This window comes from Acidaminococcus sp. (assembly GCF_050873445.1).
Classification (GTDB): domain Bacteria; phylum Bacillota; class Negativicutes; order Acidaminococcales; family Acidaminococcaceae; genus Acidaminococcus.
In genome coordinates, this window is record NZ_JBNMIU010000003.1 from 49,686 (window position 1) to 70,415 (window position 20,730).

Here is a 20,730-nt window from a genome sequence, read left to right on the forward strand (position 1 = left end):
GTATATACAAGAACCCACGAAAAAAGAGGATGCTGGACTGGCATCCTCTTTTTTCGTGTTGGTTTCAAGGAACAATGTATGGTTGTATGACATTGTCGGTCATTTCAACGGGAAGTCCTCCTACCGGAAGATTCCCAGGACATACCCGGCTGCCAGCCACATGAGGTTCATTACCCACAGGGGGATAAAGGAGAACTTCACGTAATCCTGGAGTTCGGTGTGGTCAGCCAGGTCACAGGCCAGGTAAATCTGCGGCTGGGCTACCGGCGAAACCATGGCACCCATGTTCATCAGCAGGGTCATGACCACGATTTCCTTCGGTACACCATAGTTGGCACTGACTCCGGCCACAATGGGGACCAGGGCGTATTGCCAGATATCGTTGGTGAAGATCAGCATCAGAGGAGCACTGAAGATGGCGATGATCAGGTAGACCCAGGGACCCATCACACTGGGGATGATCCCTACCAGGAAATTGACCATGGCATCCATCATTCCGCTCTTGGACAGTACGCCGACCACGACACCGGACAGGAACACGGCACAGGCGGTGGAGTACATTTCTTTGGAATATTTTTTCAGCAGCTGGTTCTGCAGGTTCAGGTCCGGGTAGTTCACCGTCAGGGCGATGATCAGACCCAGAGCGAAGATGACGTAGCCAGGGGCCGGGATCACGCTCAGCCCCACGATCAGCAGGACCGTCAGCAACAGGTTGAACCAGAACAGTTTGGGACGGCGCAGTTCGGACTGGTCTTTCTTTTCCATGTCCTGCATGATGACGGAGTCATCTACTTGGCCGGCGCCTTTCTTCATCTGCAGCCGGGCCAGGATCACAGCCAGCCCGATGCACATGGCGATGTAGAGCAGCATCAGCGGAAGCATATGGACGAAGATGTAGTTCTGGGGAGCCGGAATCCCGTCCAGCAGGGTAGCGGCCCGCAGGGTACGGCCGTTCCAGGGAGTGATGAACAGGGTACACATGGTGGCCGAACACAGCAGCAGCAGACATTTCGGATCGATTTTCAGTTTTTTATACAGCGGCAGCATCATGGGGACCGTTACCAGATAGGTGGAAGTCACGCTGCCGTCGATTTCGGTGATCAGGGAAACCAGGACGGTGATGATCATGATGACCGTAACGCTGAGCTTGGTCCGCTTCAGCAGGAATTCCACCATGGTATCGAACAGACCCACTTCGTTCATCAGGGAGAAATAAGGCAGGGAGAAGAAAATGATGAACATCAGGTCCCTGGTCTTGCCCAGGCCGAATTTGACGTAGTCACACACATCCTTGACACTGGCGCCCAGCAGAAAGGCACCAATGATGGGGATGATGGTGAAGGCGAATAATGTACTGACTTTCTTTTTCAGCAGCAATGTGGTGATGAGGATCATCATCGCAAAGCCGACAAGGGCTGCGAAACTCATGATTCAGACCTCCTTTTCCCTTACCGTACCAGGCACGGTTTCTTGCAGTCGTATTTCCAGTTTGGAATCAGGTACTGCATGGCCATGGCATCGTCCCGGTCGTGGGAAGGCATCTTGTTGTACAGCGCATTGGCTGCCATGACTTTGTCCATATCCAGGGTTACGCCCAGCCCCGGTTTCTGGGAAACTTCCAGGAAACCGTCTTTGATTTGCGGCGTATCTTTCAGCAGGTTCTGCCCATCCTGCCAGATCCAGTGCGTATCTAGCGGAGCCGGGTTGCCAGGTGCGGCAGCGCCTACCTGGGCAAAAGTGGCCAGGGTGATGTCGAAGTGGTTGTTGGAGTGGCTGCCCCAGGTGAGTCCCCATTCCTTCAGCAGAGCGGCCATGCGCAGGCTGCCTTCCATGCCCCAGAAGTGGGGATCGGCCAGGACGATATCCACGGCCTTCAGAGCCGCTGCATGGTAGAACTGGCGCCAGTTGGTGGCAATCATATTGGTGGCTACCCGCAGGGAGCAGGCGTTCTTGAATTCCGCCATCACTTCCCGGCTGGAGAAACCGGCTTCCGGACCGGTAGGGTCTTCGATGTAGCTCAGGACGTTTTCCATGGGCTTGCACAGCCGGATGGCTTCTTCCAGGCTCCAGGCCCCGTTGGGGTCGATGTTGATCCGGGCATTGGGGAAGGCTTTCTTCAAGGCCCGGCAGGTTTCCATTTCATATTCGCCTTCCATGACCCCGCCTTTCAGCTTGAAGTTGCGGAAGCCGTATTTTTCGTGCAGGATCTGGGCTTCTTCCACCACCTGTTCATGGGTGAGGATTTCACCCCGGCGATACCGGAACCAGGGATCCGGGCTGTCGGATTCATCCAGGTAGGGCAGGTCCGTCTTGTTTTTGTCGGATACGTAGAACAGATAGCCCAGCATTTCCACTTTGTTCCGCTGCTTGCCTTCAGCCAGCAGTTCGCACATGGGAACACCCAGATATTTGCCCAGGAGGTCCAGCAGGGCACATTCCAGAGCCCATTCGGCCTTGACCACGAATTTCAGCTTGGAGATGTCCAGGGTCTGGATACCTTCGCCGTCATCGCCGGCAGCTTTTTTCCCTCCTCTGTGGATGGTGCCCAGGATGCTGCGGTACTTGCCGATTTCCTGGCCTACCACCAGAGGAATGTAGCTTTCCAGACATTCTTTCGTGTATTCCCCGCCGTGGATTTCTCCGATGCCTTCATGGCCGGCGTTATCGTGCAGGATGACCAGGTTGCGGGTAAAGAAGGGAGCGTGGGCTCCGCTCAAAGTCATTTCCATGCTGTCATACCCGGCTACAGGGATGACTTTCATATCGGTTACGATCGGTGTGCTTGCCATTGTCATTTTCCTCCTTGGAACCAGCAGAATCTTATCATTTGCTTTTGAATCATTGAAATTTTCTGTTTACACTATATCGAATTTGATTTTCCTTGGCCAATATGTAATAATGATTCCGTCAATCAGTTTTACTAATATTATCTGATTATTCTAAAAGAAATATTTAGAGAATATCTTAATTTTTTTAAGGGGAGAGGAATTTCCATGGATACCCGTCATCTCCAGTATATTGTGACCATTGCCCAGAGACAGAATATGACCAAGGCGGCGGAAGAACTGTACGTTTCCCAGTCTTCTTTGAGTCAGTACCTGGGCAAACTGGAGAAAAAACTGGGCGTACCGCTGTTCGAGCGGACGAAGAACAAACTGCTGCTGACCCCGGCCGGGGAACGGTATGTGGAGGCGGCCCGGAAAATTCTGGACATTGAAAAAGAAACCTATGCGGATATCCGTTCCCTGAACAACCGCAGCCATATCACCCTGGGGCTGACTTCCCAGCTGTGCCTGCGGATGCTGACAGCGGTGATCCCTGCCTTCAAGAAAGAATTTCCGGAGGCCACGGTGGAAATCACAGAAGCCAATGTGAATGCATTGACCCGACAGCTGTTGGAGGAAAACCTCGACTGTGCCGTCATGGCCGTCCATAATACTTCCGCTTTCGCCAAAGAGCAGGTGGATATCCTGGGGACGGAAGAAATCCTGCTGGCAGTACCCAAAACGCATCCTTACTGCAAAAAAAATCCAGGCGAAGTGGTCGCTTGGAAGGAAATCCAACAGGAATTGGAAGGGGATAATTTTCTGATTTGCAAAAAGGGGTCTACCCTGCGGGAAGTGACGGATCATCTATTCTCGGCGCTGCACTTTGATCCCAGTACCATGTGCGAGACAAACAGCATCATCACCACCCGGGCCATGGTGGCCATGGGCATCGGTATCACCTTTATCGGCAAGTCCTGCAAGCAGGATGAGAACAAGATCCATTATTATCGGATGGATCCGCCGTTGACCCGGAAATTTGCCCTGATCCGCCGGAAGAATTGGGTGATGCATACCCCGGAAAAGCGGTTGTGCGAGGAAATCCGGAATTACTTCAAACGGAAAAGTGTCAAAGCTTTGATGAAATAAAAAACGAGGGGGTGTGAAAAACATTTTTCACACCCCCTCCCTTTTTTATCTATTTTTCTTTCGTTTTTTCTAGCCAGTATTTTTTGGCGTAGTCGATGAAGCACTGGGTGGCCCTGCTTACAAATGATCCTTTGGCGTAACTGGCGGCCACATTCCAGTGCAGGGGTTTATCCAGGGAATAATAACGGATGCCCTGATCGAAGCCGCAGACGGTGGATTCTGCGATGATGCCACAGCAGATTTCGGCCCGGACCATTTCCAGGATGGTGGCTGGGTTCGCAGTATCGAACAGGATCTGGGGGACCACTTTCCGGGTGCGGAACAGTTTATCCAGGATGGGGCGCATGGTGGTCTTCTTCCGCAGCAGAATCATGGGGCGGTCCTTCAGGGCCTGAAGGGGAAGGGCCTGGCGGCAGCCTTCCTTCCGGATGACCTGGTCCCCGAAGTCCCAGCTTTCCGGGGCGGCAATCAAGATTTCTTCTCTGTACAGATTCTGGTATTCGTTGTCATCCCGCTGGCTTTCGAACAGGGTCATGAATCCCAGATCCAGATCTCCGATGCTCACCAGCTTCTGCATCTGGAATACATTCATCTCATAGGGAATCACTTCTATGTTGGGATATTCCTTATGGAAAGCCGGGTAGACATGGATGAACATGTCAGGCCCCCGTACAGGTGTCATTCCCACCCGGATGGTGCCTTTATAGCCGTTGGTCAGGTCACTGATCCGGCTGTAGGTCTGCTGTTTCACCCGCAGCATTTCCCGGGCTCCCTCCAGGTAGATTTCTCCGGCTTTTGTAGGTCCCCAGTTGGTTTTGCTCCGGTTGAACAACGTTGTACCAAGTTCATGTTCCAGGTGCAGCAGCTGCTGGTTCAGGGCTGACTGCGTCAGATACAGCTTCTCGGCAGCCTTGGTGATACTCTTTTCTTCCGCGATTTTCAGGATATGCTCAATCAATCTTGTATCCATAAAAAGAAAACCATCCTCCTTCCGACTGACTTAGAAAAATAATTAAGGAATCTATGGTGATTTATTAAGTGTATATATAAATTATAGAACAATATAATGAATGGAACAAGCAAATACATGACTTAATATCAGGTATTTAAAATAACAACTAGATAGAAAAATGGCAAAATATGACAGCATACCTATATGCAGTGCACCAAGAAAGCTCTGCTCAAAATCACAGGGTTTTCTTTTATCTTCAGGACAACGTTTTGACGAAGAAATATGCTATACTGCATAGGAAGCAGATTCTTATGAAATGAAGGGTGGACAACAGATGGAACAGAACGATAAATTGAAGGCGCTGCAGGACTTTCTGCGGGAATTGGGCAGTGTGGCTGTGGCTTTTTCCGGAGGGGTGGATTCCACCTTCCTGCTGAAGGTGGCTCATGATGTGCTGGGCGACAGGGTGGTGGCCGTCACGGCCCGCTCCTGCTCGTTCCCCAAGCGGGAACTGGAAGAGGCCCGGGCGTTCTGCCGGAAGGAAGGGATCCGGCACGTGGTGGTGGATTCAGAGGAACTTTCCATCCCCGGCTTTTCCCATAACCCGGTGAACCGGTGCTATATGTGCAAACACGAACTGTTTGAAAAAATCCTGGGTATTGCCCGGGAAAACCAGCTGGCCTACGTGGTGGAAGGATCCAACCTGGATGATGAGGGAGATTACCGCCCCGGACTCCAGGCCATTGCGGAACTGCACATCCAGAGCCCTCTGCGCCGGGCCGGCCTGTATAAATCGGAAATCCGGGCCTATTCAAAGGACCTGGGTCTGCCCACCTGGAACAAGCAGTCTTTTGCCTGCCTGTCTTCCCGGTTCGTCTACGGAGAAGAAATCACGCCGGAGCGGCTGGGCATGGTGGACCGGGCGGAACAGTTCCTGCTGGATCTTGGCTTCCATCAGCTGCGGGTGCGGATCCATGACGGGAACCTGGCCCGGATCGAAGTGGATCCTTCCCAGCTGCAGAAGGCCCTGGACAGCCGGGAACAGATTTTCAAAAAGTTGAAGGAAATCGGCTTTGCCTATGTGACCTTGGATCTGCAGGGCTACCGGACGGGCAGTATGAACGAAGTGCTGCCGGGAAAGGGGCAGGCCTGATGGATGCCCGGGAAATTCTAGAACAGGTCCGGAATGGACGCCTTTCGGTGGAGAAAGCCCAACGGCTGATTGAACGGCAGCCTTTCGAGGAGCTGGGATATGCCAAACTGGACACCCAGCGGCAGCAGCGGCAGGGGTTCGGCGAGGTGGTATTCTGCAGCGGCAAGGCAGATGCACATCTGCTGGCCATTTTCCGGAAGCTGCAGCAGGATCAGCAGGAAGTGCTGGGTACCCGGGCTACGCAGGAGCAGTATGAACTGGTGCGGCAGGTCTGTCCGGAGGTGGTGTATGATCCCCTGGCCCGTCTGCTGAAAATCGAAAAGAAGGAGAAGCCCAGGGTGGGGAATATCGTGGTCTGCACAGCGGGGACCGCGGATTTGCCGGTAGCGGAAGAAGCGGCCCAGACGGCGGAGTTCTTCGGCAGCCGGGTGGACCGGATCTACGATGTGGGTGTCAGCGGGCTGCACCGCTTGCTGGCCCGGCTGGACCGGCTGCAGCAGGGCAATTGTGTCATTGCCATTGCCGGCATGGAAGGGGCCCTGGCCAGCGTCATCGGAGGCCTGGTCCGGAACCCGGTGATCGCAGTCCCTACTTCCGTGGGCTACGGAGCCAGCTTCCATGGACTGGCGGCCCTTCTGACCATGCTCAATTCCTGCGCCAACGGCATCGCTACGGTAAACATCGACAACGGCTACGGGGCCGGATATCTGGCGACCCAGATCAATCGGCTGGCCCTGCAGGAGCCTGCAAAGGAGAAATGATATGGCACATACACTTTATCTGGAATGCAACAGCGGCATCAGCGGCGATATGATGGTGGGGGCCCTGCTAGACCTGGGCGCCGACGAGAAAAAACTGCGGGAAACCCTGGCTACCCTGCCTCTCAGCGGGTATACCCTTCAGATTTCCCGGGTAAAAAAAGCGGGACTGGACGCCTGCGATTTTCTGGTGGAGCTGGATGCGGAACATGAGAACCACGATCATGACATGGAATACCTGTACGGGTTCAAAAAGGGTGGATTGGAGGCTGATTCCGCACACCATCATCACCATCACCACCAGCACCGGGGTCTCCATGAGGTGCTGGACATCCTGGATCAGGGCAGCTTGACGCCGGGCGCCCTGCAGCTGGCGGAAAAGATCTTCACCATCCTGGGAGAAGCGGAAGCCAAAGCCCATGGAACCACCCTGGAAGAAGTCCATTTCCATGAGGTGGGGGCTGTGGATTCCATCGTGGACATTGCGGCGGCGGCCATCTGCCTGGATGATCTGGACATCCGGGAAGTCATCCTGCCGGTATTGAACGAAGGGAAAGGATGTGTCCGCTGCGCCCACGGCATCCTGTCTGTCCCGGTGCCGGCTGTGGCCAACATTGCGGCGACCCATGGGCTGCCCCTCCAGATTATGGATACGGAAGGGGAGTATGTAACTCCTACAGGGGCGGCCATTGCGGCGGCCGTCCGTACTGGCGGCAGCCTGCCCCGGCCTTTCACCATCCGGAAAATCGGCCTGGGGGCCGGCAAACGTCAGCAGGCCCGGCCCAGTCTGCTGCGGGCCATGCTCATCGAAGACAGCGGAAGGGCTTCTGGCGGGCTGCAGGAAGATACTGTCTGGAAGCTGGAAACGAACCTGGATGACTGCACCGGCGAAGCCCTGGGCCATGTACTGGACCTGCTGCTGGAGGCCGGGGCCCTGGACGTGCAGTACACGCCGGTGTATATGAAAAAGAACCGTCCGGCCTGGCTTGTGACCGTTCTGTGCAAAGAGGCGGAGCGGAGCGTGCTGGAGACGGTCCTGTTCCGGGAAACGACTACCATCGGCATTCGCCGGTCCTTGTGCCGCCGGACCATCCTGCCCCGGAAGGAACGACAGGTGGAAACCCCCTGGGGCGTGGTCCGGGTCAAAGAGGTCCGGGTTCCGGAAAATGCTTTGGATCCGGCGGGAGAAGTCCGTTTTTATCCAGAATATGAGAGCCTGCGGGAACTCTGCCGGAAAACGGGGAAAAGTTTCCCGGAGGTCTATCAGAAAATCCTGGGCCAGTTGGCAGCAAAGGAGGCTGAATAAAAGATGCATATGGCAGATGCGCTGTTGTCTCCGGCCGTGGCCGGGACCATGTATGCGCTTTCCGGAGCCGTGGCTTTCTATGCCGCCAAACGGATCAGGAAAGAAGAAAGAGAAGAAATCATTCCCAAAATGGGTGTCCTGGGCGCTTTTGTCTTTGCGGCGCAGATGATCAATTTTGCCATTCCGGGGACTGGATCTTCCGGCCATTTGTGCGGGGGGATGCTCCTTTCGGCCGTGGTAGGGCCTTATGCAGGATTTTTGACGATGATCAGTATCCTGGCCCTCCAATGTCTGCTCTTTGGTGACGGCGGACTGCTGGCCCTGGGTGCCAATATCTGGAATATGGCCTTTTATGGCTGTTTTTTGGGTGGGGGACTCCTGTGGCCCTTTTTTACCCGCCGGGGGCTGAGCAAAAAGGCCATTGTCATGGCCAGCCTGGCAGGCAGTGTGCTGACTCTGCAGCTGGGAGCCTTCTCTGTTTCTGCGGAAACCTTTTTATCCGGGATCACCGAACTGCCTTTTACCGCTTTTTTGCTGCTGATGCAGCCCATCCATCTGGCCATCGGTCTGGCAGAGGGGCTGATTACCTCTGCTGTGCTGGGGTTTGTGTATGAAAACCGGCCGGAACTCCTCTGGCAGCCGGCTGGATCGGGTACGGCCGCACAGGCAGGTTCCTGGAGCCGGAACAGACTGCTGGGGGTACTGGCCGCCCTGGCCCTCATCATCGGTGGCGGTTTATCGCTTCTGGCATCCGGAGATCCGGATGGCCTTGAATGGTCTGTTCAGCGTTTGACGGGCAGTACGGAACTGGAAGGCCCGGGAGAAGGAATCTATGGACTGGCTGCCCGGTTCCAGGAGAGTACAGCCCTTCTTTCGGAGTATCAGGTTCCGGGCCTGGATGAAGAACTGGGTACGGCTGTGGCCGGTGTGGTAGGAACCATGCTGATCATGGGGATTGTCTGGATTCTGGGACGGACCCTGCGAAAGAGAGAAAACCATGAAGCCTCTGGAAGATGCCATTGACAGTGTCCATCTGCTGGATGACCTGGCCGGAAAAGACACAGTCCTGACCCGGCTGTCTCCGCTGTCCAAACTGGCTTCCGTTTTTTGTTTCCTTCTGACCCTGTCTTCTCTGGGCCAGAGGGATTTGGCGGGAGTACTTGTACTCCTTTTGTATCTTCCCGTACTGTACCGGCTGGGACGGATTCCCTGGAGACAGCCGCTGCGGCAGCTGCGGCCTGTATGGCTGATGGTGGGAAGCATCGGTGCGGTCAATCTGTTCTGGAGCCAGGGAGCTTCACTGCAGGTAGGGCCGGTGGCTGTTCCCGCTGGTTTGGCGGCACTGCTCATCCTGCTTCTGAAAGCGACGGGCTGCGTCCTGGCAGCCTATCTCCTTCTGGCTACCACCACCCTGGAAAGCCTTGCCTGTGCTCTGCAGAAGCTGCCCATTCCCCAGATCCTGGTGGTTTCTCTTTTGCTCACCTGGCGGTATCTGGTACTGCTGCTGCAGGAGGGGAGCCGTATGGCCACCGCATACCGGCTGCGGGCTCCGGAAAGCCGGGGCATCCCCTGGAAAATCAGCGGCAGCCTGCTGGGCCTGCTGCTTTTGCGCAGCCTGGACCGGGCGCAGCTTGTTTACGAAAGCATGAAGCTGCGGGGTTTTCAGGGGCGTTTTCCGGAAGAAAAAAATACAGGGAGCCTGCGTTCCAGCCTGGCCCTGATGGCAGGGACAATGGGCTGGTGCCTGCTTTGCCATCTTTTTTTGTAAAGGACTTTATCTTTGAGGAGGTCGGTCGTTTTGTCTTCCATCCTGACTCTTTCCCATATCCAGTTCCGGTATCCGTCACGGGATTCCCGGCAGCCTGCCGACCCCGTACTCCAGAATATTTCTTTTGCCATAGAGACAGGAGAAAAAGTGGGGCTGATCGGCAGCAATGGAGTGGGCAAATCCACACTCCTGAAGCTCGTAGTCGGTCTGCTTCCTCTCCAGGAAGGGGAAATGATGGTCAGCGGGCTGCCTGTGACAAAAGAGAACCTGCCGCTGATCCGCCGGAAAACAGGCTACGTATTCCAGGACTCAGAAAGCCAGCTGTTCATGCCCACTGTGGAGAGTGACGTGTCCTTTACGCTGCGCAATGCCGGATATTCCCGGGAAGAAGTGGAGCGGCGCACGCTGGATGCGCTGACCCAGGTGGGAATGGAAAAACTGGCACAGCGGCAGATTTACCGGCTCTCCGGCGGTCAGAAAAAACTGGCGGCCATTGCCGGGATCCTGACCCAGAGCCCCGATCTTCTGCTGCTGGATGAACCATCGGCGGCGCTGGATCCCAGGAACCGGCGCAAACTGATCCAGATTCTGCGGCAGCTGTCTTGTGCGCAGCTGATCGCTTCCCATGACCTGGATTTCATCTGGGACACTTGTGACAGGGTCATCCTGCTGTATCAGGGCAGGGTCATCCAGGCAGGTCCGGCACAGGAAATCCTTGCAGACCGGGATTTGCTGGAACGTTCCGGCCTGGAACTTCCCCTGCGGCTGCAGGGATGAAAATTGCACTTTCGTCCCAATCTTTTCTGATTTTTTAGCGATTTCTCCCGAATCAAAGGATATGGATTGTCGTTGTTGGGAGAAATGGCTATTGTAATGCTGGAGAGGAATCGGAATTCCAGGGAAATCAGAAAAGGGGGAAGTCCCATGACCACATCACTGGAAGAAATGCTGAAAGACTACGAAATCCCGCCGGTGGCAAAGGTCCAGGTGCTGTTCGACCGGACCCGGCTGGAACAGGTGGAGGAAACGCTGCTGGAACGGCTGCAGGCAAAAGATCTGCCCATCAGGAAGGGGCAGCGGATTGCCATTACGGGAGGCAGCCGGGGTATTGCTGACTATGTGAACCTGATGAAGGCAGCCGTGGCTTATATCAAGGGAAAAGGTGCCATCCCGTTTATCGTTCCGGCCATGGGCAGCCACGGAGGGGCCACTGCGGAAGGCCAGGTGGAAGTGCTGCGGAATCTGGGCATTACGGAAGAGAGCGTGGGGGCACCCATCATCTCCAGCATGGATGTGGTGGAAGTGGCCCGGACGGAGCTGGATTTGCCGGTGTACATCGACAAGAACGCCTATGAAGCTGATGGTATCCTGCTTTTGAATCGTGTAAAGACCCATACTTCTATTTATGGAAAGTACCAGAGCGGCCTGGTGAAGATGCTGGCCATCGGGCTGGCCAAACATGTAGGAGCGGCCATGACCCACAGCCTAGGTACGGATTATCTTAATGACAATATGGCCCGGGTGGGGTTGACGGCGTTGCGCCATGTGAAGGTGGTGGGCGGCATTGCGGCCATTGAAAACGGGTACGACCAGCTGGCCGATGTATATGTGCTGCACAAAGAGGAAATCGAAACCGAGGAACCCAAAATCCTGGTGCGGGCCAAGAATATGGTCCCCCGGATCCCTTTCGACCATATGGATGTACTGATCTGCCGGAAACTGGGCAAAGAAATCTCTGGCACGGGCATGGATCCGGCCATTGTAGGACGTCCCATCAACAACCGGCCCAATGTGGGACCTGATGTGACGGAATTGGGCATCCTGCGGCTTACGGACAAATCAGAAGGCAATGCCAACGGCATGGGCATGGGAGACTTCATCAGCCGGAAGCTGCGCAGTGCGGTAAACGAAAAGATGACAGTGGTGAACGCCCTGACAGGCATGAAACCGTTTACGGCCCGGATCCCGCCCACCATGGATACGGACAAACTGGTTTTCCAGGCCTGCATCAAGGCAGCCGGGAGGATTGCACCGGACCAGTTGAAACTGTGCATCATCAACAGTACCGGGGATCTGCAGAGCCTGTGGGCCACCCGGCCCCTGGTGAAAGAACTGGATCCGGGCAGGGGAAGACAAATAGGAGAGTTTCAGCCGGTAGCCTTTGATGGGGAAGGGAATCTGGTGCTGTAAATGAAAAGATAGAGCCACAGCTTTTCAGGGCTGTGGCTCTTTGCTTTTATGGATGATGGTCTGATGATGCTGACTGAACTTTTTTGGAGATTCTCCCAGCTTTTCGGTAAAGGTACGGATAAAGTGAGAATAAGTCTGGAATCCCACAGCTTCTCCCACGTCTTTGACCTTGACACCTTTTTCAAGCAGGGAACAGGCCAACTGCAGCCTGTAAATGGTTATATAGTTGCCGATGGTGAACCCCGTATGCTCCTTGAAAAGCTTGCACAGCCGGGACCGACTGAGATAGAGTGCTTTGGAGATTTCCTCCAGAGACAGTTCCCTGGCGTAGTTTTTATGGATATACTGCAGGATCTGCACCATGATCTGGTCAGCGGGAGAAGGTTCTTTTTGAGGAGCGGGACCGGTTTTGTGGAAAATGCGGGAAAGGTGCAGCAGCAGTTCAGCAAAAAGGATGTTCTGCTGCAGATCTCTTCCAAATGTTTTGACAGTAACCGGCAACAGCCCCTCCCAGAGATGACAGATGGAGGCCAGCTCCTGATGGCTCAAATACAATGTTTGGGGAGCTTTTTGGAAAAGGGTTACCAGATCAGTGGAGGGAGTAGAAAACAACTGCAGCATTTCAGGAGCAAACTGTACTACGTAGCGGGAGGTTTCTTCTCCTGTAGCTGAAAAACCGTGATGGATCTGGAAAGGGTGGATCAGGAACAGCTGACCGATTTTCAGAGGATAGCGTGTTTCCTGCAGAAAAAAGTCTCCATGATTGTTCATGCTGAGATAAAGTTCAAACTTATCATGAAGATGAGGGTGCGGATTGACATTGTGGGTTCCCCAGTAAGCAGCATATTGGATCAATGGAAATGGTTCCTCCTTTCAGCGGCTTTTTCTTCCATCATAGGAAAACAGCGAAGGAAAGTAAACTGGGAAAAAGTTTGCATATCGTATCAAAAAATTAAGAATGGATGGGCAATCTTCCCCAGAGCTTCCGGTTTTATTGACGCTGCTTCCTGAAATGATATGATTCACAGTAGATGACCTGCAGGAACAGTTGAAACAAGCGAATAAACTAAAAATTGCGCGTATTCTGATGAAATACAGGAACGTAGGGAGGCGTTGGAATGAGTGAGATTACCGTCTGTCTGATCATTGCTGTGATTACCATGATCCTGTTTATTGGACGGGTATTCCCTATGGCACTGACTTCAGTCCTTTGTGCCCTGGCAATGGGGATCTGTCTGCCCAGTGTAAAGCTTTCCGCTATATACAGCGGGTTTGGAACAGCTCCTGTGTATATGATTGCAGGGATGACCATTGTGGGGGATGCCCTGTTCCAGACCGGGGTTGCTCAAAAAATCGGGATTTCTCTGAGCAAGATGAAAATCTTCCAAAATGAAAGGATCTTTACGGTGATGGTGGTCATTGTCTGTGTACTGATGAGTGCCTTTATGAGCGATTCAGGATGCATCGCCATGTGGATGCCCATCATTGCAGCCGTTGCGGCCGGATCCCATGGAAAGATCCGGTCGAAAATGGTCATCATGCCAGCAGGGATCGCCTGTATTGTAGGTGGAGCAACGACCCTGGTGGGGTCGACTTCCCAAAATACAGCCAATAGTTTTTTGATGCAGGTCCCTGGCTTTGAAACGGGGATGGGAGTGTTTGATATGACCTCCGTGATGTGGATGGTGGATGTGCTGATGGTCATCTACTTTGGGACAATCGGTTATACCATTACCAAAAAGACGTTGAAACCCGGTTCTCCCCATTTCGATGATGGCAATGAGTTTGCCAAATCTTCCAGTAATCTTGATGCAGCAGAGAGTGTACCGCAGGTTTCAAAACGGAAACAGGCCATTGCAGTAGGGACTTTGCTCCTTTGTATTTTGGGATTTATCCTGTGTGGCTTTGCTCCGTTCAACAAATACCTGAACATTGCCAATGTGGCATTGATCGGAGCTTCTATTTTGTTTGTGACAAAGACCATTGATTACAAGCAGACCCTGAAAAATACCGGATGGGATGTGCTGCTAACAGTAGGCTTTATTGCTGCGCTGGGTGTCGCTTTGGAAAAGACCGGTGCAGGAAAACTGATTGCGGAACAGACACTGGCTTTCTTTGGAGGGGAAAGTGCTTCTTTGAATGTCATCATGTGTGTAATGTTTGTCCTGGGAAGCTTCCTGACTTTGTTCATGTCCAATGTAGCGGTTTCTGCCATGCTGGCACCGATTTATATCCCTCTTGCCCAACGAATGGGAATCAGCCCGGTCCCTTTTATTATCCTGATTGCAATTGCTTCTAATATGGCCATTGCAACGCCTATCGGGACCCCGGTCAATATGCAGATCCTGCCTGCGGGGTATAAATTCAGTGATTATGTAAAGATTGGCGGTCCTTTGTGGGTGATTTTTATGATTGCGGTTTGTCTGACGGCCAAAGGTATATTATTTTGACAGGAGAGATGGAATATGGAGCAATATGATGTGGTGGTCATCGGAGCCGGCGTAGTTGGCTGTGCCATTGCCCGGGAACTGTCCCGGTATGCGCTGAAGACTCTGGTGCTGGAAAAAGAACTGGATGTGGCTACCGGCAATTCCAGCCGGAATACGGGTATGCTGCATGCCGGCTTTACGTATAAACTGGGAACCCTGCGGGCCCAGTGCTCCGTGGAGGGAAATCAGGAATTCGACCAGGTTTCCTCTGACCTGGGGGTTCCTTTCAAACGTACCGGGAAACTGGTAGTGGGCTTTACGGACCACGACAGGCAGAACATCCTGCGGTTCAAGGCCAACGGCGAAGCCAATGGGGTGCGGGGCATCCGGATGGTGGATCCGGACGAGATGCACCGGATCGAACCCAACGCCGGAGGTAATTTTGCCATGTACGTGCCGGCTTCCGGTATCCTGGATCCTATGCAGTATACCATCGCCCTGGCGGAAAACGCCTGCAAAAATGGCGCCAGGTTCTCTTTCGGTTCCCGGGTCATCGGCATCCGGGCTCTGGAGGGGGAAGAAGAAAAGAAAGCCCTGGGGCTGGAAGAAAAGGGCCGGATGTACCAGGTGACCACCGACCGGGGCATGGTCTATACCCGCTGGGTCATCAACAGTGCCGGTGCCTATGCAGTGAAAATCGGCCAGCTTATGGGCTATCCGGTTGTACCACAGATCGGTACCAAAGGGGAATATTATATACTGGATAAAAAAGCCGGGGCCTTCCTGAAGACACCTGTATATCCGGCCCCAAATGACCGGGGTGGATTTGTGACCCATGCCACCCCCACGGTGGACGGCAACATCCTGGTAGGACCCGACTGGTATACAACGACAGGACCGGAAGATTACGCCAACCAGAAGCAGAGCCTGGACCGTCTGTTCCTGGACGGCCAGAAGATGTTCAAGAAAATGCAGCGGAAATATTTCATCCGGAATTTTGTGGGCATCCGGTGGCGGAACTGCGATCCGGTGACGAAGGAACCTCTGGATTTCCGCATTATGACGGATAAGAACATCCCGCACACCGTGAGCCTGGTGGGCATCGAATCTCCCGGAGTGACGGCGGCTCTACCCCTGGCCCGGAGAACAGTGGATATTGTGCTGGGAGAAACGGATAATGAAGGAAAAAAGATCCTAAAGAAAACGGATTTTGACCCGGTGCGGAAACCCATTCGCCGGTTTTCGGAAATGACCCTGGAAGAAAAACAGGAAGCCATCCGGGAAAATCCGGATTACGGCCAGGTGTTCTGCCGCTGCGAGAATGTATCCCGGGCAGAAATCCTCCAGGCCATCCACAATCCGCTGGGGGTCCATACCCTTACCGGCATCAAGAACCGGACCCGTTCCATGATGGGACGCTGCCAGGGCGGTTACTGCCAGACCCGGATCACCCAGCTCATGGAACAGGAACTGGGTGTAGAGCCGGAAGACCTGCGGTATCAGCGGGAAGGCGGCTGGCTGTTTACAGGCAAAGTGCGGCCGGACAAGCAGGGGGAGGAATGAACCATGGGAGAGAAAGAAAATAAAGCCGGAGCCTTCCAGAAAGCTTCGGTGGTAATTGTAGGCGGCGGCCCTGCCGGGCTGGCTGCAGCGGTGAAATTGTACGATGAAGGCATCCGGGATATTCTGATCCTGGAACGGGAAAACCAGCTGGGGGGCATCCTGAAGCAGTGCATCCACGATGGTTTCGGATTGACCCGGTTCGGTGAGACCCTCAGCGGACCGGAATATGCCGCCCGCTTCGTGAAAAAAGTCAGGGAACGTCAGATTCCCTATATTACGGATACCACGGTGGTCCAGGTTACGGCGGACCATAAGGTCTATGCAGCCCATGCTTCCGGTCTGCTGTGTATCCAGGCCCGGGCGGTGATCCTGACCATGGGCTGCCGGGAACGGACCAGGGGTGCGCTGGCGATTCCCGGGACCCGTCCGGCTGGGGTGCTGACCGCCGGTGTGGCCCAGGCCTATATCAATCTGCAGAACCGGATGCCCGGGAAAGAAATCGTCATCCTGGGTTCCGGGGACATCGGACTGATCATGGCCCGGCGGCTGACCCTGGAGGGTGCCCACGTAAAAGGTGTGTACGAAATCAATCCCATCCCCAGTGGCCTGCCGCGGAACATAGAACAGTGCCTCCGCGATTATGACATTCCCCTGCATTTGAGTCACACGGTGTCGGACATCAAAGGGCGGGACCGGCTGGAAAGCGTTGTCATTTTCCGGGTGGATGACCATATGCAGCCCATTGCCGGTACGGAAGAGGAGATTCCCTGTGATACCCTGATCCTTTCTGTAGGGCTGATTCCGGAAAATGAACTGACCCTGGGGGCCGGGGCGGAACTGGATCCCCATACATCCGGAGCCTATGTGGACGATGCGTTCCAGACCACGGTGCCCGGTCTGTTTGCCGCCGGCAACGTGCTCCACGTCCACGACCTGGTGGATTTCGTTTCCATGGAGGCAGAACTCATGGCAGAAGGTGTGAAGCGGTATCTGGATGGCAAGCTGCCTCCTGCCGGGCTGAAGGTCTGCTGCGGCAGCAATATCGGTCATATCGTGCCCCAGCGGATCAGCGGGAAAACTGATGTGAAACTGTCCTTCCGGGTACGGGCACCCAAACGCAATGCCCATGTAGTGGTGCGTCAGGGCGATAAGGTGGTGGCACGGAAAGTGATCCCCAATGCCCTTCCGGCCAATATGGTGGAAATGAATCTGCCGGCTGCCAGCCTTGCGGCAACCGGTGATCTGGAGGTGAGCATCGATGAATAAGGATTTGACCTGCATCGTCTGCCCCAATGGCTGCGACCTGCATATCATCTACAGCCAGGATGAAAAGGGGACGATCACGGTGGAATCAGTAGCCGGGAATCTGTGCAAACGGGGCGAGGAATACGCCAGACAGGAGCTGACGGCTCCCAAACGGACCATTGCCAGTTCTGTGCTGGTAAGGGGCGGAAATTTGCCCCTGGTCAGCGTGCGGACCGACAAAGCCATCCCCAAAGCCCGGATCTTCGACGTGATGACCGAAATCCGGAAATGTACGGTGGAAGCTCCAATAGCGGCAGGGACTGTGCTGATTCCCGATGTATTGGGACTGGGCGCGGATATCATCGCCACGAAAGATGTGGGGAAGAAAGGGTGAAGAAAAGTCATACATCGAAGGAGAAAATCCGCCCGTTTCGGGTGGATTTTTTTTGGATGGACTGAGAACCGACAGGCCAGGGACGGGCGCACCGGGCGATATTTTGCCTGCGGCAAAAATCTTGGTGCGCCCCTACGGCTCACAATCCATGTTGGAATATTTTTCAAGCCAAATAAATTCAATTTCGTATCTTTTTGGTACCAAAAAGATGTATTAAGAAATATTTTTGGCTTTCTATCGATACCAGACATGGAAAAGGAAAGCAGACAGGTATAAAAGGAATCCGTACAACCGTTGTTTCAGCGGTTGTACGGATTTTTAGCACATTGTCCTCCCAGGGGCGAATCTGCGCCGATTTTTCTATCACCATCAGCAACGCCGCAGGGGCGGGTTGCTAATCCGCCAGCTCAGGGATAACGGAAGATTGCTGGATCGAGTTATCCTTCCAGCAAAAATTGCAGGATATTCTTGTGGATGATTCCATTTTCACTGAGATCCGGTAAATCACCGCTGATAACATATTTGGGGTAGTTATCAGGGATCCGTTCCAGATTTCCAAATTCTCTTTCATGGTCCTGTTCTGTAATCAGGTAGGCAACCTGGATATATTGCTTTTCGCGTCCTTTTTGGCAGATGAAGTCGATTTCCTGGTTGTTCCATTTCCCTACCCGGACTTCATATCCCCGGGAACGCATTTCCAGATAGACCAGATTTTCGTAGAGTTTGCTGTAATCCAGTTTTTCACTGGTCTTTACGATATTCCGCAATCCCATTTAAAACATTACGTTTATACTTTACATATTACAATAAAACACAATAAATTTAAAGTATAAAATAACGATATGACAAATAAGAGAGATATTGTTATGCGAAAGAGAACGAAATTTCAACTATAAAGGAAAGCAGACAGGTATAAAAGGAATCCGTACAACCATTGTTTTGACGGTTGTACGGATTTTTAGCATACTGTACTCGCAGGGGTGAATCAGCGTAGTCTGCCTGCTCAATTCTGTTTTTGTTATTTCTCAGTCCACTCCTCCAACACCCGCTTCAATACTCGGGCTGCCTGGCCGATTTCTTCGGCTGGGGTATATTCTTCCGGTGCATGGCTGATTCCTTTCTGACTGGGAACGAACAGCATGGCCGTGGGAAGTTCATGGCTGAGGATCATAGCGTCATGGCCGGCCCAGCTGGGCTGGACCTGCCAGGGAATTCCGCAGCTTTTGGCGGCTGCTTCAAAGGACTGCATCAGGTCAGGATCCATGGGCACCGGCGGAATCTGGTCCAGCTGGCGGATTTCACAGGAAACTCCATACGTTTTTCCGATTTGTCCGGCGGCATCTTTATAGAACGCAATGGCCCGGTCCAGGCCTTCTTCTGTGGCACAGCGGATTTCCAGGGAATGTTCAGCTTTCCCAGGGACTACGTTGTTGGCTCCTGGCTGGGCTGCAATCTGGCCGACTGTGGACACAATGGCCCATGCCGGTTTCTCTTTCAGCGCCTGGGGTGTGGAAGAAGCTTTCGCATAGGTATAGACCTTTCCAATCATGGCAGCAGCCGCCACCAGGGCGTCATGCCGGTCTTTCATGGCCGTTGTCCCGGCGTGGTTGGTAACGCCCTCCCAGGTGAACTGGTAGTGCCGGATACCCACGATGGCAGAGACGATGCCCAGGGGCAGCCTGGCGTCTTCCAGGGCCCGGCCCTGTTCGATGTGGAGTTCCAGGAAGCATTTTCCCGGCAGCAGATGGGCCTGGAAAGGATCACCGGAAATCCCGGCCTGCCGCAGCAATTCATCCAGGGACTGGCCTTCGGCTGTTCGCCAGCTTTCGGCTTCCTGAGGCCGCAGTTTTCCGGTCAGGGACTGGCTGCCCAGACAGGGACGGCCGAAACGGGTCCCTTCTTCTTCTGCAAAGGCGATGATGGTCAGAGGACGCCGGGGTTGGTACTCCTCCTGCTGCCAGGCTTTGGCAATGGCCAAAGGGACTGTAATGCCCAGGGCACCATCATATTTACCTCCGTGGGGCACGGAATCCAGATGGGAACCAGTGTAGACCGGCGGCAGGTCTTCTGCTCCGGGAACCGTCATGAGCAGGTTGCCCCAGCCGTCTCTTTCACAGTGCAGGCCTGCCGCTTCAGCATAAGTGCGCAAAAAAGTCTGGGCGTCCAGGAATTCTTTCGACCAGGAGAGCCGTGTGGTTCCCTGGCCTTTTTTGTACCCAAAAGCGGACAGCGGCTGGAACAGTTCTTCCCAAAGTTGCTGCAGGGTTTTCATCGGGCGAGCTCCTTTCTGCGGGTTTCTTTCCAGGTTTCTACGGCCTTCCGGAAGTCTGCCAGAAGGTTTTCTTTGACCTGGGGAAGGGATTTTACAAAGAAGGTGGCACTCAGCGTGAGCAGCAGGCGGCCGTTTTCATCATACAGAGGAACGGCCAGGCTGCCTACATCGTTGACGAATTCTTCGATTTCGGTAGAATAACCATTTTTCTGGATGGTCTGGAGCTGCTGGCGAAGTGCATCAGAGGAACGCAGGCTATGCGGGGTAAGGGACTTGAATTCCATCTCCCGGAGAAGATCTTCCCGTCCGTGGGACACCTGATCCAGCAGCAGCAGCTTGCCGGAACTGGTGGCGTGGAGCGGCAGGTCCGTATATTCGCTCATGACGATGTAATAGGCCTGTTTTGTGGGATAAGCGCAGTATACGCTGAAAATCTGATTCTGGTAAACCATCTGCAGACTGGCTGAGAAATGGTATTTTTCGGCAATGGCATCCACCAGTGGTTTGAACAGTTCGATATAACGGTCGATGTCCTGATGGATCATAGCGGCTTTGGTGACAAAATAGTACCCCAGTTTATAATAGCCGGTTTCCCGGTCACGGAGCAGAAGCTGGCTTTCCACCAGTGTGTTCACAATACCCCGAGTCGTATTGATGTTCAGCCCTGTTTTCTCACTGATGGCAGAAAGGGGAAGGCTGGGTGTGGTCGGTGTGAAGCAATCCACAATCTGGACAGCCCTTTGGATCGATTGAATCGGCTTTTGTAACTTTTTTTCCATAAAGCTC

18 protein-coding genes and 1 pseudogene are annotated in these 20,730 nt (G+C 53.8%); 12 read left to right on the top strand and 7 right to left on the bottom strand.

Features of this window, described 5'->3' with window-relative positions; genetic code table 11:
- Positions 1–120: 120 nt before the first annotated feature.
- Together ACR0QW_RS01130 and ACR0QW_RS01135 are read right to left on the bottom strand one after the other, a co-directional pair.
- Positions 121–1,428 (bottom strand): SLC13 family permease, encoded by a 1,308-nt coding sequence (locus ACR0QW_RS01130; protein WP_432641886.1) that lies wholly within the window; start codon positions 1,426–1,428, stop codon positions 121–123.
- Positions 1,429–1,448: 20 nt separating this feature from the next.
- Positions 1,449–2,795: an enolase C-terminal domain-like protein gene (locus tag ACR0QW_RS01135; RefSeq protein ID WP_205407918.1), complete on the bottom strand. Its 1,347-nt coding sequence runs from the start codon at positions 2,793–2,795 to the stop codon at positions 1,449–1,451.
- A 198-nt stretch (positions 2,796–2,993) separates the two neighbouring features.
- Between ACR0QW_RS01135 and ACR0QW_RS01140 the strand changes: the two genes are divergently transcribed.
- Positions 2,994–3,914, top strand: a complete 921-nt coding sequence (locus ACR0QW_RS01140; protein ID WP_432641887.1) for a LysR family transcriptional regulator — start codon at positions 2,994–2,996, stop codon at positions 3,912–3,914.
- Between the two features lie 49 nt (positions 3,915–3,963).
- On the opposite strand, the gene ACR0QW_RS01145 is transcribed toward ACR0QW_RS01140, so the two are convergent.
- A complete protein-coding gene (locus ACR0QW_RS01145) occupies positions 3,964–4,884 on the bottom strand; it encodes a LysR family transcriptional regulator (RefSeq protein WP_432641888.1) in 921 nt (306 codons plus the stop codon).
- A gap of 316 nt (positions 4,885–5,200) precedes the next feature.
- Between ACR0QW_RS01145 and larE the strand changes: the two genes are divergently transcribed.
- The 7 genes and pseudogenes from larE (at position 5,201) to ACR0QW_RS01180 (ending at position 12,041) form a co-directional block, all read left to right on the top strand.
- On the top strand, positions 5,201–6,019 hold the full coding sequence (gene larE, locus ACR0QW_RS01150) for an ATP-dependent sacrificial sulfur transferase LarE (RefSeq protein WP_432641889.1): 819 nt from the start codon (positions 5,201–5,203) through the stop codon (positions 6,017–6,019).
- The gene (gene larB, locus ACR0QW_RS01155) at positions 6,019–6,780 is read left to right on the top strand and encodes a nickel pincer cofactor biosynthesis protein LarB (protein ID WP_432641890.1); all 762 of its coding nucleotides are present in this window, start codon (positions 6,019–6,021) and stop codon (positions 6,778–6,780) included. The genes larE and larB overlap by 1 nt, the downstream gene beginning before the upstream one ends.
- 1 nt (position 6,781) lies before the next feature.
- A complete protein-coding gene (gene larC, locus ACR0QW_RS01160; protein ID WP_432641891.1) occupies positions 6,782–8,083 on the top strand; it encodes a nickel pincer cofactor biosynthesis protein LarC in 1,302 nt (433 codons plus the stop codon).
- A gap of 3 nt (positions 8,084–8,086) precedes the next feature.
- Complete coding sequence (locus ACR0QW_RS01165; protein ID WP_432641892.1) at positions 8,087–9,106, top strand: energy-coupling factor ABC transporter permease; 1,020 nt, start codon at positions 8,087–8,089, stop codon at positions 9,104–9,106.
- Positions 9,081–9,851: an energy-coupling factor transporter transmembrane component T family protein gene (locus ACR0QW_RS01170; RefSeq protein WP_432641893.1), complete on the top strand. Its 771-nt coding sequence runs from the start codon at positions 9,081–9,083 to the stop codon at positions 9,849–9,851. The genes ACR0QW_RS01165 and ACR0QW_RS01170 overlap by 26 nt, the downstream gene beginning before the upstream one ends.
- Before the next feature lie 111 nt (positions 9,852–9,962).
- Positions 9,963–10,628: pseudogene (locus ACR0QW_RS01175) on the top strand (energy-coupling factor ABC transporter ATP-binding protein); the annotation flags it as partial.
- Positions 10,629–10,775: 147 nt separating this feature from the next.
- Positions 10,776–12,041: a DUF362 domain-containing protein gene (locus ACR0QW_RS01180; RefSeq protein ID WP_432641894.1), complete on the top strand. Its 1,266-nt coding sequence runs from the start codon at positions 10,776–10,778 to the stop codon at positions 12,039–12,041.
- A gap of 24 nt (positions 12,042–12,065) precedes the next feature.
- On the opposite strand, the gene ACR0QW_RS01185 is transcribed toward ACR0QW_RS01180, so the two are convergent.
- On the bottom strand, positions 12,066–12,896 hold the full coding sequence (locus ACR0QW_RS01185; protein ID WP_432641895.1) for an AraC family transcriptional regulator: 831 nt from the start codon (positions 12,894–12,896) through the stop codon (positions 12,066–12,068).
- A gap of 263 nt (positions 12,897–13,159) precedes the next feature.
- Here ACR0QW_RS01185 and ACR0QW_RS01190 point away from each other — a divergent pair, with 263 nt between their 5' ends.
- The 4 genes from ACR0QW_RS01190 to ACR0QW_RS01205 are packed head-to-tail and all read left to right on the top strand — an operon-like array spanning position 13,160 to position 17,672.
- A complete protein-coding gene (locus ACR0QW_RS01190) occupies positions 13,160–14,491 on the top strand; it encodes an SLC13 family permease (protein WP_432641896.1) in 1,332 nt (443 codons plus the stop codon).
- Between the two features lie 15 nt (positions 14,492–14,506).
- Positions 14,507–16,033, top strand: a complete 1,527-nt coding sequence (locus ACR0QW_RS01195; RefSeq protein WP_432641897.1) for an NAD(P)/FAD-dependent oxidoreductase — start codon at positions 14,507–14,509, stop codon at positions 16,031–16,033.
- Between the two features lie 3 nt (positions 16,034–16,036).
- Positions 16,037–17,299, top strand: coding sequence for an NAD(P)/FAD-dependent oxidoreductase (locus ACR0QW_RS01200; protein ID WP_432641898.1), 1,263 nt, complete (start codon positions 16,037–16,039; stop codon positions 17,297–17,299).
- Entirely contained in the window at positions 17,292–17,672 is a 381-nt protein-coding gene (locus ACR0QW_RS01205; protein WP_432641899.1) for a DUF1667 domain-containing protein, read from the top strand. Before ACR0QW_RS01200 ends, ACR0QW_RS01205 begins: the two co-directional genes overlap by 8 nt.
- A 437-nt stretch (positions 17,673–18,109) precedes the next feature.
- Here the strand turns inward: ACR0QW_RS01205 and ACR0QW_RS01210 are convergent, their stop codons facing one another.
- The 3 genes from ACR0QW_RS01210 to ACR0QW_RS01220 form a co-directional block, all read right to left on the bottom strand.
- A complete protein-coding gene (locus ACR0QW_RS01210; RefSeq protein WP_432641900.1) occupies positions 18,110–18,445 on the bottom strand; it encodes a hypothetical protein in 336 nt (111 codons plus the stop codon).
- A 245-nt stretch (positions 18,446–18,690) separates the two neighbouring features.
- Entirely contained in the window at positions 18,691–19,944 is a 1,254-nt protein-coding gene (locus ACR0QW_RS01215; RefSeq protein ID WP_432641901.1) for a M20 family metallo-hydrolase, read from the bottom strand.
- Positions 19,941–20,723: an IclR family transcriptional regulator gene (locus ACR0QW_RS01220; protein WP_432641902.1), complete on the bottom strand. Its 783-nt coding sequence runs from the start codon at positions 20,721–20,723 to the stop codon at positions 19,941–19,943. Before ACR0QW_RS01220 ends, ACR0QW_RS01215 begins: the two co-directional genes overlap by 4 nt.
- Between the last annotated feature and the right edge of the window lie 7 nt (positions 20,724–20,730).